This is a genomic window from Variovorax sp. UMC13, from assembly GCF_014170375.1.
Taxonomy (GTDB): Bacteria; Pseudomonadota; Gammaproteobacteria; order Burkholderiales; family Burkholderiaceae_C; genus Variovorax.
In genome coordinates, this window is the sequence record NZ_LZZW01000003.1 from 377,806 (window position 1) to 396,315 (window position 18,510).

Sequence of the window (18,510 nt, forward strand, 5' to 3'; positions counted from 1 at the left end):
ATTCAGCGCGGCGCCGCGCCTTGCTGCTGCTGCCGGCGCTGGTCGCGCAGCATGAACAGGTACAGGCTCTCGACCTTCTCGCGCGCCCAGGGCGTCTTGCGCAGGAACTTGAGGCTGGACGAGACGCTCGGGTCGCTCTCGAAGCAGCGCAGCGGGATGCGCTCGTTGAGCCCGGGCCAGCCGTACTCCGCCTGCAGCGCCCGCACGATGGCCTCGAGCGTGAGGCCGTGCAGCGGGTTGCGCGGCTGGGCCGGCGCGGGCGGCGGTGCGGCGTCGGAAGACGTCACTTGTTCTTGAGCTTGCCGCGCGGGATCACCGCGGTGGTGATGGTCCGGATCGGCTCGCCAGCGGCCGAGATGGGCTTGGGCGGCGAGGTGTCTTTCTTGGGCTTCTTGGCCTCTTTGTTGGCGCGTTGCTGACCTTTGGCCATGGTGGACTCTCCGCAGAAGAATGGTTGATATGGCGGGGAGTTTAGCGGCGCGGCGACAATAGGCGGTTCCATCGAAGAACTCTGCATTTCATGTCCCACTACGAAGTCCGCCCCGCCACGATGCGCGATGCCAAAGCCATCGCCGAAGTCCATGCCGCCGCCGCCAGGGCCGCCTACAAGGACATCCTGCCCGAAGAGGAACTGCACGCGCTGGCCCCGGCCACCCGCGAAGCCAAGTGGCGCGAAGCCATCGAGTTCGCCGAGCCCCAGGTGCAGGTCGCGGTGCTGGGCGACGAGGTCGTCGGTTTCGTCGGCTACGACCGCTCGCGCGACCCCAAGACCCCCTCGACCACCGGCGAGATCTGGGCCGTCTACGTGCTGCCCGCCCATTGGGACAAGGGCGTCGGCGTCGCGCTGTGGGACGCCGCCCGCGAAGGCCTGGAGGAAGAAGGCTGCACGGTCGTCACCATCTGGGTGCCGCTGCGCAACGAGCGCGCGATGCGCTTCCACGAACTGGCCGGCTTCAAGCGCGAGATGAAGACCGCCAAGACCACCGCGATCGGCACGGTGAAGATCGAAGAGATCCGGCTCAAGCGCTCGGTCGCCTGACGCATCCCCCGTCCGCCCCCGGCTTGCCGGACGGGCGCGACAGCGCGTAGGCCGCCGACGTCTTTTCGCGGGCCCGTCGCGGCGGCAGGCTAAGCTCCGGCGCTTCATCCGCTCCGACCCTCCTCCATGGCCGCCAGTCTCTTCCTTTTGCTCGACGACATCGCCACGGTGCTCGACGACGTGTCCATCCTGACCAAGGTGGCGGCCAAGAAGACGGCCGGCGTGCTGGGCGACGACCTGGCGCTCAACGCGCAGCAGGTGGCCGGCGTCAAGGCCGACCGCGAACTGCCCGTGGTGTGGGCGGTGTGCAAGGGCTCCTTCGTCAACAAGGCGATCCTGGTGCCGGCCGCGCTGCTCATCGGCAGCTTCCTGCCCTGGGCCATCACGCCGCTGCTGATGGTCGGCGGCGCCTTCCTGTGCTTCGAGGGCGTCGAGAAGCTGGCCCACAAGTTCCTGCACAAGGACGACCATGCCGACGAGGCCGCAAGCCCCGCGCAGGGCACGGCCGATCCCGCGGTCGACGTGGCGGCGGCCGAGAAGGCCAAGGTCAAGGGCGCGATCCGCACCGACTTCATCCTGTCGGCCGAGATCATCGTGATCACGCTGGGCACCGTGGCGGGCCAGCCCTTCGGCACCCAGCTCAGCGTGCTGGTCGGCATCGCGCTGCTGATGACCGTCGGCGTCTACGGCCTGGTCGCGGGCATCGTCAAGCTCGACGACGCCGGCCTCTACCTGAGCCAGCGCGCGGGCGCGGCCTCGCAGGCGCTGGGCCGCGGCATCCTGGCCTTCGCGCCCTGGCTCATGCGCGCGCTGTCGGTGGCCGGCACGGCCGCCATGTTCCTGGTCGGGGGCGGCATCCTGGTGCACGGCGTGCCGGCGCTGGGCCATGCGGTCGAGGCCTGGGCCGCCGCCAACGACACGCTGGGCACGGTCGGCGGCATGCTCGCCAACGCGGGCGTCGGCATCGTCGTCGGCGCGCTGGTGCTGGCGGTGGTCGAGGTGGCGAAGAAGGTCTTGAAGCGCGGCTAGCCGCCGCGGCCCTTGGCGCGCTGCACCAGCGCGACCACGGTGAGCGCCGCGCCCAGCACGACGGCGAACCAGCCGACCACGACGGCCCCGGCGATCATGTCGCGCGTGCCGGAGGGCGGAAGAAAATAGGGAGCGACGATCACGGCCACGCCGATCAGCAGGCAGAGGATGCCGCGTTCGACCATGCGCGGTTGACGGGAGGGTTTGGAAGCCATGGGGCGAGTGTAGGCGGCCGCGCCGCCGCCGCCCTCAACGGACCTGCTTCGGCAGCTCGAGCAGGTCCTCGAGCACCAGGCCCTTTTCCTTCAGGATGGCCTCGAGCAGCGGCTGCAGCTTGCCCAGGCTTTCCTGCACCGCTTCGCGCACCGTGTCGACCACCACCTGCGTGCCGCGCTCGATCTCGATGTTGAGGCGGTCGCCGGCCTGCTTCTGCTCGAACACCGTCATGCGGCGCGTCTCGGGGATCAGCCAGACCTCGAACCAGCCCTCGGCGCGGTTCACCTCGGAGACCGTCAGACTCGCGCCGTTGATCGCGATGTAGCCCTTGGCAAAGACGTACTTGCGGAAGTCGCTCGGGATGGCGACACGCATCACGCGGTTGGTGTCGGAGCTGCGCACCGCTTCGATGGTGGCGGAGAAATCGATGTGGCCCGACAGCGGGTGCCCGCCGATCTCGGCGCCGTCCTTCGCGGCCCGCTCGACGTTGACGACGGCACCGACCGCATAGGCGCTCAGTGTTGTCACGTTGAGGCTCTGGAGGATCACGTCGAAGGAGGCCGTGTCGGCCGACAGCAACTCGGTCACCGTGAGGCAGACCCCATCGACCGAGACGCTGGCGCCGATGGCCAGGTCGGTGCAGAAGCCGGGCGGAAAGGCCAGCGTGAAGGTGCGCATGCCCTCGTGATCGAGGATGTGCGTGAGGGTGGCGGTGCCTTGGATGATGCCGGTGAACATGGGTCTCGCTGCAGGTCAAAGGCTACAGCGTAGCCGCGCGCGCGGCATGGCCTCGTGCGGCGCCGATTTCCCCTTGTTCGGCAGGCGAGAATCAACGCCATGACACGAGCCGATATGCCCCTGATCCGACCCCTTGCGCGGCTGATGCTGGCCCTCTCGACCGCGCTGGCCTGTGCCGGCGCCGCGGCCCAGTCGGATCCCGCGCAGTACCCGGCGGCCGCGACGGGTTTTCTCGACGAGGAATTGCCGAAGATGGCGGCCGCGGTGGCCGAGCGCGACCGCGACTACTTCGAGGCGGCCATGGGCCGCATCGTCGCGTTCTCCGAGGACTGGGGCTTCAAGTCGCACGCCAGTCCGGCGCTGGCCGGCTACCGGATGTGCACCGACGCGGTGTCCGACTTCGTGATCGTCGGGCTCTGCAGGCTGATGCCCAACGGCAGCGAATGCGAGCCCGGGCTGGCGCCGCGCTTCGAGGCCAACCGGCAGCAGTGCCGGCAGGCCGCGCGCCGCTGAACCTCAGGCCTTCTGCAGGCCTTGCAGGCTCTGCAGCATGACCGCGCGGGCCTGGCCCAGCACCATGCCCTTCCACTCGTCGTTGTCGCAGTAGAAGGCGTCGCGCACGTCGCGCCGGATGGCGCGCTGCTGCGTTGCGGGCGCCTCGGGATGGCGGCGCAGCCAGGTGTCGGCGCGCAGCCGGTCGAGCACTTCCAGGTCGGGCAGGGTGCCGAACTCCAGGCCCATCAGGGCGGTGTCGGCCTGCGGGCATTCGTCGTAGACGATCGAGACCACCGGGCCGGTCACGTCGGCCGAGGCCGAGGTGCCGTCAAAGGGTGCAAACACGTCCGCGCCCCACCAGGCCAGCGCCCGTGGCAGGCCGGCCGGGCGGCCCGGGTAGATCTTCTCGCCGTGGCCGTAGGGGCCCAGGCCGGTGTGCACGTCGATCCAGGCGATGTGCCTGGCGGCGGCGCCGTGCTTGCGCAGGATCGCGCGCATCGTGCGGTTGCTCCAGGAGGGGCCGGTGCCGCCATAGAACACGCCGTCCGGCGAGGTGTACTGGCCGGTGGTCACGGCCGCGCGGTAGGCGCGCATGCCGTGCTTCTCGATGTAGGCCGCGACGGCGGCTTCGTCGGCGGCGGTCGGCGGCCATTGCGTCGGCAGGATCAGCGGCTCGACCTCGGCGTAGGCCGCGTTCACCGGCAGCGGCTGCGTGAAGTCGATGTGGTTGCGGTTGAGGTCGATGTTGTCCTCGTTGGTGCGGTGCAGGTGCGAGAAGCCGTGCGGGTTCACCGCATGCACCAGCAGCAGCGCCACGCCGGCGCGTTCCAACCGGCCCAGCAGGTCGGTGTCGTGCAGCATCGCGACCTGGCAGCCCGAGCCGCAGAAGCCCTCGGGGCCGTGCGTGCCGGAGCTCACCAGCAGCAGCTTCTCGGCATTGGGCGCGCCGATGTAGGCGGTGTCGGTGGACAGCGTTTCGCCCAGGGCGCCGGTGTGGCCCTCGAGCGGGAAGGATTCGATCGCCGCCTGGCGCTCGGCCGCGGCCTCGAGGAACTTGCGGCGCGCCTCGACATAGGTGCCGGAGAAATGACGGGTGGCTTGGGTGCTGTGCATGGGGTGTGTCCTTGTGCGAAGAAGCGCGGAAGAGGCGATCAGGCGGCCGCGGGGCGCGCGACCTTGTCGATGTCCTGGCCGGTGTGGTCCTTGAGGCTGTACAGGCCGATCAGCGAGACCAGCGTCATGGCGAGCAAGTACCAGGCCGGCGCGAGCTTGTTGCCGGTGGCGTTGAGCAGCCAGGTGCTGATGAAGGGCGAGAAGCCGCCGAACAGCGCCACGCCCACGCTGTAGACCAGCGACATGCCGCTGGCGCGCACGTGCTTGGGGAACATCTCGGGCAGCATCGTGATGCCGGGCACGCTCTGGATCACCAGCGTGATGCTCAGCAGCCCGACCACGGTGAACAGCACGGCCGGCGTGGGCGAGGCGTTGAGCCAGTAGAAGCCCGGATAGATCATGATGGCCAGCGCGATGCGGCTCCAGAGGATCAGCGGCTTGCGCCCGACCTTGTCGGCCCACAGGCCCACCAGCGGCGCCAGGGCGAAGGACAGCAGCCCGGTGATGGCCGCGCCGAACAGCGCCACCGGCGGCGCCATGCCGAGCTCGCGGATCGCATAGGTCGGCATGTAGAAGCTCACGACGTAGGCGGCCGCGGTGCCGCCGACCATGGTCAGGATGGCGTTGAGCACGGTGCGGCCGTGCAGGCGGCAGACCTCGCTGATGCTGCTTTCGCGCTTGGTGCCGGCCGGCGGCGGGGGCGCGACCTCCAGCGATTCCTCGAGGTGGCGGCGGATGTACATGCCGACCGGCGCGATCGCCAGGCCGATCACGAAGGGCACGCGCCAGCCCCAGCTTTCCATCGCCTGCGGCGTGAGCGTGTACGACAGCAGGCCCACCACCACCGCGCCCAGCAGGATGCCCAGGCCCTGGCTCGCGAACTGCCAGCTCGCCATGTAGCCGCGGTTCTGCGGCGTGGCGTGCTCGACCAGCAAGGTGGTGGAGGCGCCGACTTCACCGCCGGCCGAGAAGCCCTGGATCAGCCGGGCCAGCACGATCAGCAGCGGTGCGGCCACGCCGATCTGGGCGTAGGTGGGCGCGGCGGCGATCAGCAGGCAGCCCAGCGCCATCAGGAAGATGGTCAGCGTCATGGCCTTCTTGCGCCCGGCGCGGTCGGCATAGGCGCCGATCACGATGCCGCCCAGCGGCCGCATGATGAAGCCGACGCCGAAGCTCGCCACCGTCAGCAGCAGCTGGCCGTAGGAATTGAAGGTCGGGAAGAAGAGCTTGCCGATGGTCAGGGCCAGGAAGCCGTAGACCGTGAAGTCGAAGAACTCGAGGGCGTTGCCGATGGTGGTCGCGACGATCGTCTTGCGACGGCCGGGCCGGGTGTGGGCGGGCGAGGAAGGCATGTGACTCCGGGTGTTGTTTGGCGCGGATGCTAGAGAGCGATGGCGCTCGTGAAAAGACAATAATCGGGGTCGAACGATAACTTTTCGTTGTCATGAGGACGGCACACCCTTGAAACCCAACCAGCTTCACGCCTTCGTGGCCGTGGTCGAGCAGATGAGCATCCGCGGGGCGGCGCGCGTGCTGGGCCTGTCGCAGCCTGCCGTGACCAAGATCGTGCGCGAGCTCGAGCGCGAGGTCGGCGCGCCGCTGGTCGAGCGCAGCGTGAAGGGCGTGCGGCTCACGCAGTTCGGCGAGGCCTTCGCGCCGCGTGCGCGGCTGCTGCTCGAGGACATGCGGCGCGCGCGCGACGAGATCGCGCAGATCCGCGACGGCGCGACCGGCACCGTGTCGGTCGCGGTCAGCACCTCCTTCGCGCTGACCGTGCTGCCGGCCGCCTTCAAGACCTTCCATGAGAAGCTGCCGGCCGTGGAGGTGCGCTTCAGCGAAGCGGTGCTGCCCTCGATGCTCGACGGCCTGCGCGACGGGCGGCTCGACTTCGCGGTGGCGCATGTGGTGCCCGGCACGCTCGACCCGCAGTTCGAGAGCTTCGAGCTGTTCGCGGTACGGCTGGTGGTCGGGGCGCGGCAGCGCCACCCCTTGCGCCATGCGCGCACCCTCAAGGAACTGCACGACGCCGAGTGGGTGCTGCCGGGTGATGGCGACATGGGCCGCACGTCGGTGCTGCCGCTGTTCGCGCCGCACGGCCTCGACGCGCCGGCGCGCGTGATCCAGGGGCAGTCGGTGACCGTGGCGCTGGCGCTGGTCGGCCACATGGACCTGGTGGGTCTGTTCGTCGAGCCGCTCGCGCAGCTGGCCTTTGCGCGGCACGGCATCCGACGCATCGAGGTCGAGGATGCGATGCCCATGCTGCGGGTGTGCGTGCTGCAGCGGCGTGGCCGGGCGCAGACGCCGGCCGCGCAGCTCTTCGCAGAGTGCATCGCGCAGGCCTCGGCCGCACTTGACCTGCGGCCTTCCGACGCGGCCTGAACCGGCCGCGCCGCCTCAGGGCGCCGCGAGCTGGTAGCTGAGCTGCACGCTCAGGCGCAGCTTGCGTTCGGGGTTGTCCACGGCCGGGTCGCCCGTGGGCTTGGCGACCGCGAGGTCGAGGTTGTAGTGCTTTGCATCGGTGAGCCGCACGCCGAGCGCCACCGAGCGCAGGCTCCGGGGCACGGGCTGGCCGAGCTTCGTCGACACGTGCGCGGCCTCGAGCAGCAGGTAGGGCTCGACCTGCCGCAGCCAGACCATGTCGAGTGGGAAGGCGCGGTTGAGTTCGGCCGACAGGCCCCAGCCCGAATCGCCTCCGCCGTCGCCCGCCGCATAGCCGCGGCCGAAGCGCGCGCCGCCGAAGGCGATGCGTTCCGAGGCCGCCAGCGAATCCGGGCTGTACTGGGCGCCCAGGCCGAAGGCGGTGCCCCAGCGGTTGGCAAAGCGGTCGCGCTGGCTCGCATCGAGCGTGAGCCGGGTGAAGTCGAGCTTGCTGGTGCCCGGGCCCGACAGGCCGGGCACGTTGCTGCGCAGTTCGGTCGAGGCGCCCAAGCCGTCGATGCCGCGGGCCAGCAGCAGGCTGGCGCTGCGGCTGCGATCGGGCTGCGCGTCGGCATAGGCCAGCTGGGCGAACAGGGCGCGCACGCGGGCCTGGTCGACCAGCCGGAGGCCGGTAGCGGGCACGCGGTAGTCGTCGGTGTTGTCGACGCCGTAGAAGCCGCCGTTGAGCGTGAGGCTGCTGCGCGCACTGAGCATCAGCGGATAGCTGGCCGACAGCTCGACGCGGCGGTTGGTGTTGTAGCGTTCGAGCGGCGCGCCTTCCTGGGCCCGCTTGTCGGGGTAGCCGTTGTAGGCCGTGGCCTGGGCCTTGAGCGTCAGGCCGTCGGTGCCCACCAGCTGGCTGTAGCCCAGCGTGAGCAGCTTCTCGCGCCGCAGGTCGCCCAGCAGGGTCGAGGCGTTGATCTGGCTGCCGGGCAGCAGCGGGTCGTTCCACACGCCGCTCAACACGGCGCGCGAGGTCGGCTGGCGCAGGTCGGCGCCCACCGAGACGTTGTAGGGTTCGCGCTGGACCTTCAGCACCAGCGCGGTGGCGCCGTCGGTGCTGCCGGGCATCGAGGCCTCGGCGCTCACGCGCAGCCCCGGCAGCCGGGCCAGCAGCTGCGTGACGCGCTCGAAGGTCGCGAGGCGCAGCGGCCGCTCCTGGGTCAGGCGCTCGGCCATGGCGCGCAACTTGGGCGTGGCCGGGCCGGCATCGCCCTCGATGCGCACGCTGGCGATGTAGCCCTCGACCGCGACGATGCGGACCACGCCACCCTCGAAACGCTGGTCGGGCACGTAGACGAAGGACAGCGGCAGGCCGCTGTCCTTGTAGAGGGTGCTGAGTTCGTTCGCGATCGCGACCAGCTGGCCCACCGTCGTCGGGCGCCCCACCAGCGCCGTGAAGCGGCGCGCCACGTCGGCGAAGGCCAGCGCGTCGACGCCCTCGATGTCGAAGCGCGTGGGGGTGAGCGCCCGGTCGAGCGCGCTGCCGCTCGGCCCGGCCGGCGCGCGCAGTTCCACCTGCGGCGCGACGGCCGCCGGTTGCGGGATGGGCGCCGGCGCCGGCAGCTGGCTCAGGGGGTTGCCGGCCGAGGGCGTCTGCGCATGGAGCAGCGGTGCCGCGCCGGCCAGCGCGAGCGCTAGGCCGGCCAGGCCGGTCCTTGCGACAGGAGGAGGGCGCATCCGCATCGGCTTCAGTTCTTCTTCAGGCCCAGGCCGCCGACGACGCCGGTCACGCCGCCCACGACGTTCTGGACCACGCCGCCGACGGTGCTGCCGGCGGATGCCTGCGTGCTGCCGCCGGTCAGCGGTGCCGTGACCGCGCCGGTCAAAGGCGCGACCGCCGCCAGCACGGGCGCGGTCAAGGGCGCCGTGGCCTGCAGCACCGGCGCCGTCAGGGGGGCTGCCGCCTGCAACACCGGGGTCGTGAGCGGGGCGACGGCATTGAGGGGCGCGCTCACGCCCAGCCCGGCGCCCACGCCGGCACCCGCGGAAATCCCGCTGCCGTTGCTGGCCAGCGCCACGCCGCCGCCCAGGCCCACGCCCGCAGCCAGGCCACCCAGGCCGGTGCCCGCACCGTTGCCCGCCGTCACCAGGCCGCCGACCGAGCCCACCGTGCCGCCCAGCGGTTGCGTGACGGCGGCCAGCGGGGTGCCCGCGCCGGCCTGCTGCACGCCCATGCCCACCTGGTTGGCCAGGCCGGCCACGGGCAGGCCCAGGCCGGTGCCGTCGCCGACCTTCTGGGTCAGCGTGACCAGCTTGTCGTCGATGCGGTCGACCGCCTGCGTCGCGCCGCCGGTGACCTTGCGCACCGCGCCGTTGTTGGTGACGCCGGCCAGCGGGGTCGCCAGGCCGCTGACGCCGTCGCCGACCTTGTCGACCAGGCCGCCGGCCGCGTTCGTCACTGGCTGCAGCGGCGTGGTCTTGCCGATGCTGCTGACCAGTTCACCGGCGCTGGACACCGTCTTGCCGGTGTTGTCCACCACCAGCGGCAGGCCGCCCAGCGTGTTGCCCAGCGCGTCCTTGCCGGTGCCCAGCTGGCCCAGGCCGCCGCTCACCGCGGTGCCGGCGCTGCCGACCGTGTTGCCGGCATTGGCCAGCACGCCGGCGGCCGGCGTGGTCTGGCCGAGGCTCGAGACCACGGTGCCCGCGCCGGTCACGGTCTGGCCGACGCCGCCGATCACCTGGCCGGTGGCCGAAGACGCGACGGGGTTGCCGCCGCCATTGCCGCCACCCCCGCCGCCATTGTTGTTGCCGCCGCCGCCATTGCCCGCACCGCCGCCGCCGGCATTGGCGCTGTCACCGCCGCCGCTGCCGGCACCACCGGGCTGGGCGGAGCCGGACGCGCCGCCAGCATCGAAACCCATGCGGCCGCTGGAAGAGCAGCCACCGAGCAGGGCCAGCGCCGCGGCCACCGCCGCAACGCCCACGAGCGATTGAAATCGCGGTTGGAAAGAAACAGTCATGTGTGACTCCTGAAGTGGACGTGAAACCGGCCTGCCGCGGGCTGCGCGGCGAAGGCGCCTCGACGTGTGCCAGGGCCCCGGGAAGCGGCCGCTCGACACACAGCCTTCAATGTGCGCTGGCGTTTCGTCCGTGTGACATTCAAGAGCAACTTGTGACTTTTTGTAGACGGTTTTTTTCGTGAAGGAACGCACAGAGCGCGGCACAGTCGCTCGGTGTTAGAACCAAGGATTTAACGGCCCACCCGGGTGGGCACGGGCTCAGCGCGTGCCGTCGCGCAACCGCTGCGCCACGGCCGCCACGTCGCGCCGCTTGCGCACCGCGGCGAGCAGCGGCGGTGCGCCGTTGGCGCAGGCGGCCACGGCGGTGGCCTTCTTCGGGCACAGGCCCAGGCAGCTGCACTCGACCACGCGCCAGCGCACCGGCGCGTGGCCCACGGCCTTTCTGAGTTCGCTGCGCAATTCCTTGGCCGTGTGGCGGGTCGGGCCGCTGCTGCGCCGCTGGCAATCGCCGCAGACCGTCAGCAGGCCGCCGAACTTGGGCTTGACGAAGGGCTCGGCGTCGGCGGCCGGAGGCAGGGAGGTGGGGGCATCGGACATGGCGGCTTTCGGGGTTCGTGGGGTGTGCGCACAGGGTAGGCCGCCTGCGTGCGCTATCGTGTCGGCCTGTCACTCATTCCGAACCCGTCATGTCGCTCGCGCCCATCGAAATCGAAACCGCCCCCGAACCCACCGCCACCGTCATCGTGATGCACGGGCTGGGCGCCGACGGCAACGACTTCGTGCCGATCGCGCGCGAGCTCGACCTGTCGGCCGTCGGCCCGGTGCGCTTCGTGTTCCCCAACGCGCCGGTGATGCCGGTGACGGTCAATGGCGGCTATCCGATGCCCGCCTGGTACGACATCTTCCAGCCCGACCTGGTGCGCCGCGAGGACGAGCCCGGCCTGCGCCGTTCGCGCGACAGCATCGAGGCGCTGATCGCCCACGAGAAGGCGCGCGGCATCCCCGCCAGCCGGATCGTGCTGGCCGGCTTCTCGCAGGGCTGCGCGATGGCGCTCATGACCGGCCTGCGCCACGGCGAGCGCCTGGCCGGCATCGTCGGCCTCTCGGGCTACCTGCCGCTGGCCTCGACGCTGGCGGCCGAACGCGCGCCGGCCAACCAGCACACGCCGGTGTTCCTGGCGCACGGCACGCAGGACGGCGTGGTCGTGCTGCCGCGGGCCGCCGAGACGCGCGAGGCGCTCAAGGATCTGGGCTATGCGGTGGAATGGCACGACTATCCGATGGCGCACTCGGTCTGCATGGAAGAGATCGCCGACCTCAACGCTTTCCTGCTACGCGTGCTGGCCTAGCAAAAAAAGCGGGATCGCGGGTTGCCACGGCCGAATGCCCGGCGGATTCCCCGTGCGAGCAGCCTGTACCGAGAAGTGCTACCTTCCAGCCCCACCAAAGACGGATGAGTGATAAGAACATGAGCAAATTGCAGGAGCGACTGGACGCGCTCTCGCCCGCGCGGCTCAAGGGCATGCGGCGCGGCATCGAGAAGGAAAGCCTGCGCGCGCGCGCGGATGGACAGCTGGCGCTCACGCCGCACCCCTCCGCGTTGGGGTCGGCGCTCACGCATCCGCACATCACCACCGACTTCAGCGAATCGCAGCTGGAGCTGATCACCGGCGTGCACGCCGGCGTCGAGGCCGCGCTGGAGGAACTCACGCAGGTGCACCAGTTCACCTACCGCGTGCTCAACGAGCTGGGCGACGAGCGCATGTGGGTGTCGAGCATGCCCTGCGGCCTGCCGACCGACGAGACCATTCCCATCGGGCGCTACGGCAGCTCGAACGTCGGGCGTGCCAAGAGCGTCTACCGCATGGGCCTGAGCCACCGCTACGGCCGGCGCATGCAGACCATCTCGGGCATCCACTACAACTGGTCGCTGCCCGAGGTGTCGAGCGAGCAGTACTTCGGGCTGATCCGCAACTTCCGCCGCCACGCCTTCCTGCTGCTGTACCTGTTCGGCGCCTCGCCCGCGCTGTGTTCGACCTTCGTCGCCAACCGTCCGCACGAACTCAGGCCGCTGGGCGACGGCAGCATGCACATGCCCTTCGGCACCTCGCTGCGCATGGGCCGGCTCGGCTACCAGAGCGAGGCGCAGGCGTCGTTGAAGGTCAGCTACAACAGCCTCGAGGGCTACGGTGCCTCGCTACAGGACGCGCTCACGCGGCCCTGGCCGGCCTACGAAACCATCGGCATCCAGAACCCCGGCGGCGACTACAACCAGCTGGGCACCACGCTGCTGCAGATCGAGAACGAGTTCTACGGCACGATCCGTCCCAAGCGCGTGATCTACCCGGGCGAGCGCCCGCTGCATGCGCTGCGCGAGCGCGGCGTCGAATACGTCGAAGTGCGGCTGATGGACCTCGACCCCTTCGTGCCGGTCGGCATCACGGCCCAGACCATCCGCTTCCTCGACGTGTTCCTGCTGCACTGCCTGCTGTCTGACAGCCCCGACGACACGCCGCAAGAGATCACCGAACTGGCGCACAACCAGCACCTGACGGCCGCCCGCGGTCGCGAGCCCGGCCTGCAGCTGCTGCGCGGCGGCCAGGAGGTGGCGCTGACCGAATGGGGGGCCGAGCTGGTCGCGCAGTGCGCGCCCATCGCCGCGGCCCTCGATGCGGCCCACGGGGGCTCGGCCTATGCCGATGCGGTGCACGCGGCCCTCAACGGCCTGCGCGATCCCCACAGCCTGCCTTCGGCGCGCGTGCTCGCGGCCATGGCGGCCGAGCACGGCAACTCCTTCACCTCCTTCGTGCGGGCGCAGTCCGAGGCCACGCGCCAGGCGCTGCTCACCCAGCCTTTCGCGCCCGAGGACCAGGCGCGCTTCGCGCAGGAGAGCGCCGACTCGATCGGCGCGCAGAAGGACATCGAGGCGGCCGACACCATGCCCTTCGAGGTCTATCGGCAGCAGTATGTGTCGCCGGCGCGACTGGGCCTGGGCGAGCGCGCGCGCAGCACGGTCACGGCCTGAACGCCGACCCGGCCCGCGCCGGCGGCGCACGGACCCCGTAGGCATCGGACTACCCGCATTGGCCTGCATGGCTCACCGCCTGCAGCCGATGCGGCGCGATCATGGGTCTCAGAGATTCTTCTGAGCCGCAGCATTCCAGTGACCTATTCCCTCATGCCCTTCAAGACCTATCTGGTCGAAGACAACCCAGTGATCCGCGAGAACCTCGTGGGTTTTCTGGAGGACATTGCCGATACCACGGTGGTGGCGCACGCGAGCACCGAGAAGGAGGCCGTGAGCTGGCTGCGCAGCCACCGCGACGGGTGGGATGTGGCGATCGTCGATTTGTTCCTGGAAGAGGGCAACGGCTTCGGCGTGGTCGATGCCTGCCGCGGCCGCGCGTCGCACCAGAAAGTGGTGGTGTTGAGCAACTACGCCACGGCCGACATGCGCGAACGTTCGCGCCGGCTCGGCGCCGATGCCTTCTTCGACAAGTCCGCCGAGATCGACCAGCTGGTGGCCTACTGCGCCGCCGTGCGCTGAGACGCTGTCCCGTCCGTGCTGCCCAGGGCTTCGGGCTTGAGGTACAACCTTGGCTCCGAAGAATTCATGAAGCAGGCAAAGAGATGAACAGTTCGATCGACTTCAAGGGCCGCGTCGCCATCGTCACCGGCGCGGGCGGTGGCCTGGGGCGCCAGCATGCATTGGCATTGGCGGCGCGCGGCGCCAAGGTGCTGGTCAACGACCTGGGCGGCGCACGCGACGGCTCCGGCGGTTCGGTGAGCGCGGCACAGGCCGTGGTCGACGAGATCGTCGCCGCGGGTGGCGAGGCCCTCGCCAATGGCGCCTCGGTCACCGACTACGAGGCCGTGCAGGCCATGGCCCAGCAGGCGATCGATGCCTGGGGACGGGTCGACGTGCTGGTCAACAACGCCGGTATCCTGCGCGACAAGAGCTTCGCCAAGATGGAACTGGCCGACTTCAGGCTGGTGGTCGACGTGCACCTGATGGGCGCGGTCCACTGCACCAAGGCCGTCTGGCCACACATGACGGCGCAGAAGTACGGCCGCATCGTGATGACCACCTCGTCCTCGGGCCTCTACGGCAATTTCGGCCAGAGCAACTACGGCGCGGCCAAGATGGCGCTGGTCGGGCTGATGCAGACCCTGAGCATCGAAGGTGCCAAGAGCGACATCCGCGTCAACTGCCTGGCCCCCACCGCGGCCACCCGCATGACGGAGGACCTGATGCCGCAGGCCGTGCTCGACGCGCTGCAGCCCGAGGCCGTGGTACCCGCGATGCTGGTGCTGGCCGCGCAGGACGCGCCCAACCGCACCGTGCTGTGCGCGGGTGCGGGCGGCTTTGAGGCGGCCCACATCACCCTCACGCAGGGTGTGTTCGTCGCGCCGGGCGCCGATGCGCCCGAGCAACTCGCGGCGCGGCTGGCGGAAGTCACGGCGCGCGAGGGCGAACAGGTTCCGCAGAGCGGCGCGGCCCAGGGCACGCTCGAGATCGAGAAGGCGACGCGGGCCACGGCCCGCTGAGGCCGACCCGTCAGGCGCCCGGCGGCGCGGGCGCCGACACCGCGGCCGGGTTGCGCTGCAGGGCCGGCGGCAACCGGCCGTCGAGCCAGTCCATGCGCCAGGCCAGCACCAGCAGCGCGCAGACCGCCACCAAGGTCGCCACCGCGCCGGTCATCCGATGCCGTTCGGCGTACGGATCGCGCAGCACGCGGCTGGCATGCGCCGGCAGGTGCGCGGTCTGCGACAGCGAGCCGCCCAGCCGTACGTTGACGTGCATGCGGCCATTGATCGCCCACCCGCTGGCGTCCAGGATCGGGCCCAGGCTGCGCTGGCGCAGCTTGAGCCAGGCGATCAGCATGCTCGGGCCCGAGATGGCGAGCACCAGGCCCAGCACCGCGATCGGGATCCACTGACCCAGGTCGACGAACTTGCTGAACACCGCGACCAGCACCGCGCTGATGCTGCCCAGCGCCACGCCGATGGCCGCCACCGTGCCCACGTCGACGCGGCCCGGCAACTTGACCGGTTCGGGCGGCTTCGCGCCCGCCGCCAGGCTCTTGTCGGCCGTGGTGATCGTGGAGGCCAGCGAACCGAGCGAGCCTTGCGCCACCGTGTCGCTGGCCGCCGCGCGCTTGGCCACCTGCTCCTCGATCATGCGCAGGAACTTCTTGTAGGGCGAGAAGAAGGCCTGTGCCACGCTGGTCGGGTTCTCGATCACCTTGGTGATGGTGGCGTCCCAGTCGCGCCCCTGGCGGTCGTAGAACACGCCGTTGCGGCCGACGAACAGGAAGTCGGTGTCGCCGGCGGTGAAGGCCGACACCACGGTCATCTTCTCGCCCTTGCGCGTGCACACGCAATAGGCCAGGCAGGCCTTGGCCAGACCGGCCAGCGGCGCATGCTTGGCCGCGTCGGCCACGGCCACGCTGAGGTCGCAGCTGCGGCCGTCGAGGTAGAGCCGCCCGGCCTGGAAGATCGCGCCTTCGCGGCGGTAGAAGTCCTTGAAGGCCACGAAGTTGTTGACCAGCGTGAGCAGGTCACGCTGGAAGCGCAGCAGCTTCTCGAGCTCGGCGATGCGTGCGTTGTGCGGCTCGACGCGTTCGTCGTCCTCGATCAGCTGCATCAGCGGCCCCTGCAGCGCCAGGCTGTCGGCCAGTTCGGTGGCACTCAACCCGCCGAGCTGCGTGGCGGGACGCGCCGCGAGCCAGCGCTGGCAGGACGCGAGCCGTTCCTGCAGCGCGCGCCAGTCCGCTTCGCCGATTTCCTGCCGCTCGGCGGCGTCCGCATCCGCCGCCAGCAGCGGCAGGGCATCGCGCTGCAGCGTGCGCAGCGCCTCGGCCCAGGCCGGGTTCACGCCGCGCAGCAGCGGCAGCGTGCGGCCGGCTGCGATCGGTGCCAGTGGCAGCCGAGCGATGCCGTCCGATTGCGTTCGCAGATCGGGCTGGGCAGCCAGCGTCTCATAGTCCTCGAGCGAGGGGTTGAGGGCCGGCACTGCGCGCGGGTCGTAGGCCGCGACGCGGCAGCGCGCGAAGAAGTCGTCGACCTTCTCGCGCAGTGCGCCCACGGCCTGCGCGGCGGCGAGCATCGCGGTGCCGTCGGCGCCGTCCTTGCCCTCGCCCGACTGCCAGTCGTGCAGCGCCTTTGCCTCGGCGAAGAAGGTCTCGGCACGTTTGCGGTCCACGCCGTCCAGGCCCTTGCGGTCACGCGCGGCGCCGTGGGTCTTCATGATGCGGCGCAGCAGGGTCTGCAGCGCCTCGTCGTCGGTGCTCTCGGGCGGCACCACGCCGTCGCCGTTGAAGCGCATCGCGGCCAGCAGTTCGCTGCGATCTGTCACGTCGGCCAGAGCGATCCGGTCGGCGCCTTCCTTGCCGCGCAACTGCAGGATGCGCCGGGCCTCTTCGGCCAGCGGCACCGCTTCGCCCTCGGCATCGGCGATGGCATCGAGCGCGAGCGTGTCGCCGCCCTGCATCAACACGTCCGGGTCCTTGAGGTGCCTGCAGGCCCATTCGCAGGCCGCGATCAGCTCGGGCGGGCGGATGCGGCCGTCGCTGTCGGTGTCGATCAGGGCCAGCGTGCGCGGGTCGATCTCGATGCCGCTGGCGGGGCAGGCCAGCGCGACCCAGAGCTTCTGGTCGAGCTGGCCGATGCGCGCGATGTCGGTGCCGTTGCGGATCAGGACCTGGTCCACGCCGCCGGCGCGGAAGAACTGCCAAGTGTGTGCTTCGTCAGGAACCATCGATCGGGACGCTTTCTTTCTTCGGTGCAAGGGATGCATCGAGTGTCGCCGCGTGCCGCGAGGGGCCGCGTAGGCGAGAGGGCCGCCTCGGGGTGCGCGCTGCTCTGGCAGGCCGTCGGCACAGCGGCGACAATGGCCGCGACCCTTTCACTTCCTCTTCGCTGCTCGCTCCGCATGTCCGTTCTTCCCGACACCCTGTGCTATCTCAATGGCGAGTATTCGCCCGTCGCCGAGGCGAAGGTTTCCGTGCTCGACCGTGGCTTCATCTTCGGCGACGGCATCTACGAGGTGGTGCCGGTCTACGGCCGCAAGCTGTTCCGTTTCGCGCAGCACATGGCGCGCCTCGAGCGCAGCCTGGCGAGTGTTCGCATCCCGCAGCCGCTGACGACCGACGAATGGCTGGCGCGCTGCCGCCACCTGATCGCGGCGCATGCGGCCGACGACCAGATGGTCTACATCCAGGTCACCCGCGGCGTGGCGCCGCGCGACCATGCGATGCCGGCCGGCATCGTGCCCACGGTCTTCATGATGTCCAGCGCGATGAAGGCGCCGAGCGCCGCCGTGCTGAAGGCCGGCGTGGCCTGCGTCACGGCGCGCGACTTCCGCTGGGAGCGGGCCGACATCAAGAGCACCTCGCTGCTGGGCAACGTGCTGGCGCGGCAGATCTCGGTCGACGCTGAAGCGGTCGAGACCGTGCTGCTGCGCGACGGCCTGCTGACCGAGGCCTCGTCGTCCAACGTGTGGGTGGTGAAGGACGGCGTGGTGCATGGCGCACCCAAGAGCGTGCATGTGCTCGAGGGCATCCGCTACGAGCTGATCCGCGAACTGTGCGAGGCCGAGGGCATCGTGTTCGACCTGCGGCCGATCTCCGAAGCCGAGGTGCGCGAGGCCGACGAACTGCTGCTGAGTTCGGCCAGCAAGGAAGTGCTGCCGGTCACCGCGCTCGACGGCCGCCCGATCGGCAACGGCGCGCCGGGACCGGTGTTCGCGCGCCTGCATGCGGCGTACCAGCAGGCGAAGGCGGCACAGTCGATCTAGCCGGCAAGGGGCACTGCGCTTCCGCCGCGGAAAGGTCGGGCCCACGCCTCGTTCGCGAGGCCCGGGCTTGGCTCATCGGGCGGCGTCGCCTTCGGAACGCCGCCAGAACCGCCACTGCAGCGGCCGCTTCTGCCGGCTCTCCAGCGAGCGCATGTCGAGGGTGTCGAAAGCCGGAAACCGGGCGCCGTTGCGCCGGCGCAGTTCGCTCTCGAGTTCGTGGGCGATGCCGCGCGCCCCGGGATCGCCGTGCAGCGCCCGGCTGCGCCACTCCGTCGCAAGGCGGCTCAGTTCCGGGTCGGGCAGTTGGGTGGGCTCGATCATGCGAGGATTCTGCAATCGCCCGGATGTACCGCCGCGCACAGTCGCCACCGTCCTACGATCGAACGGGAAAAGCCGGCGGGGACGGTGAGGGCCGGCAGCCGGGCGTTGTCCGACGTGCCTTGCCATGTTTCGCTGGCTCGCCACGGGCGTCGCCGGTCGCAATGTCTGCGCTCCCAACGGAGAACGACACCATGGCAGACGACAAGAGCATTCGAGGACCGGCAGATGCCGCCCGGGTCAACCTCAACGAGGAGCACGAGCTTCGCTACTGGACACGAAGTCTCGGGGTGACGGAGGCGAAACTGCGTTCGGCGGTCGCCGCGGCCGGTGTGATGAGCAAGGACGTGCGCGCCTATCTCGGATTGCCGGAGCGTTGAGGT

At 70.4% G+C, this 18,510-nt stretch carries 21 protein-coding genes; 10 read left to right on the forward strand and 11 right to left on the reverse strand.

Going from position 1 to position 18,510, the window contains the following annotated elements; translation table 11 throughout:
• Window positions 1-2: 2 nt before the first annotated feature.
• Entirely contained in the window at window positions 3-287 is a 285-nt protein-coding gene (locus A9977_RS02500) for a VF530 family DNA-binding protein (RefSeq protein ID WP_183023274.1), read from the reverse strand.
• On the reverse strand, window positions 284-430 hold the full coding sequence (locus A9977_RS02505; protein WP_183023275.1) for a hypothetical protein: 147 nt from the start codon (window positions 428-430) through the stop codon (window positions 284-286). Before A9977_RS02505 ends, A9977_RS02500 begins: the two co-directional genes overlap by 4 nt.
• A gap of 90 nt (window positions 431-520) precedes the next feature.
• On the opposite strand from A9977_RS02505, the gene A9977_RS02510 reads away from it, so the two are divergent.
• Together A9977_RS02510 and A9977_RS02515 are read left to right on the forward strand one after the other, a co-directional pair.
• Window positions 521-1,039: a GNAT family N-acetyltransferase gene (locus tag A9977_RS02510; RefSeq protein WP_183023276.1), complete on the forward strand. Its 519-nt coding sequence runs from the start codon at window positions 521-523 to the stop codon at window positions 1,037-1,039.
• 126 nt (window positions 1,040-1,165) lie between these two features.
• A complete protein-coding gene (locus tag A9977_RS02515) occupies window positions 1,166-2,068 on the forward strand; it encodes a DUF808 domain-containing protein (protein WP_183023277.1) in 903 nt (300 codons plus the stop codon).
• Here A9977_RS02515 and A9977_RS02520 read toward each other — a convergent pair.
• Both A9977_RS02520 and A9977_RS02525 read right to left on the reverse strand, forming a co-directional pair.
• Complete coding sequence (locus A9977_RS02520; RefSeq protein WP_183023278.1) at window positions 2,065-2,283, reverse strand: hypothetical protein; 219 nt, start codon at window positions 2,281-2,283, stop codon at window positions 2,065-2,067. The genes A9977_RS02515 and A9977_RS02520 overlap by 4 nt on opposite strands.
• Window positions 2,284-2,317: 34 nt before the next feature.
• Window positions 2,318-3,022 (reverse strand): riboflavin synthase subunit alpha, encoded by a 705-nt coding sequence (locus A9977_RS02525; RefSeq protein WP_183023279.1) that lies wholly within the window; start codon window positions 3,020-3,022, stop codon window positions 2,318-2,320.
• A 99-nt stretch (window positions 3,023-3,121) separates the two neighbouring features.
• On the opposite strand from A9977_RS02525, the gene A9977_RS02530 reads away from it, so the two are divergent.
• Window positions 3,122-3,535: a hypothetical protein gene (locus tag A9977_RS02530; protein WP_183023280.1), complete on the forward strand. Its 414-nt coding sequence runs from the start codon at window positions 3,122-3,124 to the stop codon at window positions 3,533-3,535.
• Between the two features lie 3 nt (window positions 3,536-3,538).
• On the opposite strand, the gene A9977_RS02535 is transcribed toward A9977_RS02530, so the two are convergent.
• Together A9977_RS02535 and A9977_RS02540 are read right to left on the reverse strand one after the other, a co-directional pair.
• Window positions 3,539-4,630 (reverse strand): M14 family metallopeptidase, encoded by a 1,092-nt coding sequence (locus tag A9977_RS02535; protein WP_183023281.1) that lies wholly within the window; start codon window positions 4,628-4,630, stop codon window positions 3,539-3,541.
• A gap of 38 nt (window positions 4,631-4,668) precedes the next feature.
• Window positions 4,669-5,982, reverse strand: a complete 1,314-nt coding sequence (locus tag A9977_RS02540; protein WP_183023282.1) for an MFS transporter — start codon at window positions 5,980-5,982, stop codon at window positions 4,669-4,671.
• A 109-nt stretch (window positions 5,983-6,091) separates the two neighbouring features.
• Between A9977_RS02540 and A9977_RS02545 the strand changes: the two genes are divergently transcribed.
• Window positions 6,092-7,009 (forward strand): LysR substrate-binding domain-containing protein, encoded by a 918-nt coding sequence (locus A9977_RS02545; RefSeq protein ID WP_183023283.1) that lies wholly within the window; start codon window positions 6,092-6,094, stop codon window positions 7,007-7,009.
• 15 nt (window positions 7,010-7,024) lie between these two features.
• Here the strand turns inward: A9977_RS02545 and A9977_RS02550 are convergent, their stop codons facing one another.
• From A9977_RS02550 to A9977_RS02560, 3 genes are all read right to left on the reverse strand, one after another.
• Window positions 7,025-8,728, reverse strand: a complete 1,704-nt coding sequence (locus A9977_RS02550; protein WP_183023284.1) for a ShlB/FhaC/HecB family hemolysin secretion/activation protein — start codon at window positions 8,726-8,728, stop codon at window positions 7,025-7,027.
• An 11-nt stretch (window positions 8,729-8,739) separates the two neighbouring features.
• The gene (locus A9977_RS02555; protein ID WP_183023285.1) at window positions 8,740-10,011 is read right to left on the reverse strand and encodes a collagen-like triple helix repeat-containing protein; all 1,272 of its coding nucleotides are present in this window, start codon (window positions 10,009-10,011) and stop codon (window positions 8,740-8,742) included.
• Between the two features lie 258 nt (window positions 10,012-10,269).
• Window positions 10,270-10,608, reverse strand: coding sequence for a hypothetical protein (locus A9977_RS02560; protein WP_183023286.1), 339 nt, complete (start codon window positions 10,606-10,608; stop codon window positions 10,270-10,272).
• Between the two features lie 89 nt (window positions 10,609-10,697).
• Here A9977_RS02560 and A9977_RS02565 point away from each other — a divergent pair, with 89 nt between their 5' ends.
• The 4 genes from A9977_RS02565 to A9977_RS02580 all read left to right on the forward strand — a co-directional run bounded on the left by A9977_RS02565 (window position 10,698) and on the right by A9977_RS02580 (window position 14,559).
• Window positions 10,698-11,360, forward strand: a complete 663-nt coding sequence (locus A9977_RS02565; protein WP_183023287.1) for an alpha/beta hydrolase — start codon at window positions 10,698-10,700, stop codon at window positions 11,358-11,360.
• A 119-nt stretch (window positions 11,361-11,479) separates the two neighbouring features.
• A complete protein-coding gene (gene gshA, locus A9977_RS02570) occupies window positions 11,480-13,036 on the forward strand; it encodes a glutamate--cysteine ligase (protein ID WP_259651767.1) in 1,557 nt (518 codons plus the stop codon).
• Window positions 13,037-13,189: 153 nt separating this feature from the next.
• Window positions 13,190-13,558: a response regulator transcription factor gene (locus tag A9977_RS02575; RefSeq protein ID WP_183023368.1), complete on the forward strand. Its 369-nt coding sequence runs from the start codon at window positions 13,190-13,192 to the stop codon at window positions 13,556-13,558.
• An 83-nt stretch (window positions 13,559-13,641) separates the two neighbouring features.
• On the forward strand, window positions 13,642-14,559 hold the full coding sequence (locus A9977_RS02580) for an SDR family NAD(P)-dependent oxidoreductase (protein WP_183023289.1): 918 nt from the start codon (window positions 13,642-13,644) through the stop codon (window positions 14,557-14,559).
• Window positions 14,560-14,569: 10 nt separating this feature from the next.
• On the opposite strand, the gene A9977_RS02585 is transcribed toward A9977_RS02580, so the two are convergent.
• Window positions 14,570-16,771, reverse strand: coding sequence for a hypothetical protein (locus tag A9977_RS02585; protein ID WP_183023290.1), 2,202 nt, complete (start codon window positions 16,769-16,771; stop codon window positions 14,570-14,572).
• 174 nt (window positions 16,772-16,945) lie between these two features.
• On the opposite strand from A9977_RS02585, the gene A9977_RS02590 reads away from it, so the two are divergent.
• Entirely contained in the window at window positions 16,946-17,809 is an 864-nt protein-coding gene (locus A9977_RS02590; RefSeq protein ID WP_183023291.1) for a D-amino acid aminotransferase, read from the forward strand.
• A gap of 72 nt (window positions 17,810-17,881) precedes the next feature.
• Here A9977_RS02590 and A9977_RS02595 read toward each other — a convergent pair whose 3' ends face one another.
• Window positions 17,882-18,130 (reverse strand): hypothetical protein, encoded by a 249-nt coding sequence (locus A9977_RS02595; RefSeq protein ID WP_183023292.1) that lies wholly within the window; start codon window positions 18,128-18,130, stop codon window positions 17,882-17,884.
• Window positions 18,131-18,321: 191 nt separating this feature from the next.
• Between A9977_RS02595 and A9977_RS02600 the strand changes: the two genes are divergently transcribed.
• On the forward strand, window positions 18,322-18,507 hold the full coding sequence (locus tag A9977_RS02600) for a DUF3606 domain-containing protein (RefSeq protein ID WP_183023293.1): 186 nt from the start codon (window positions 18,322-18,324) through the stop codon (window positions 18,505-18,507).
• Window positions 18,508-18,510: the final 3 nt, after the last annotated feature.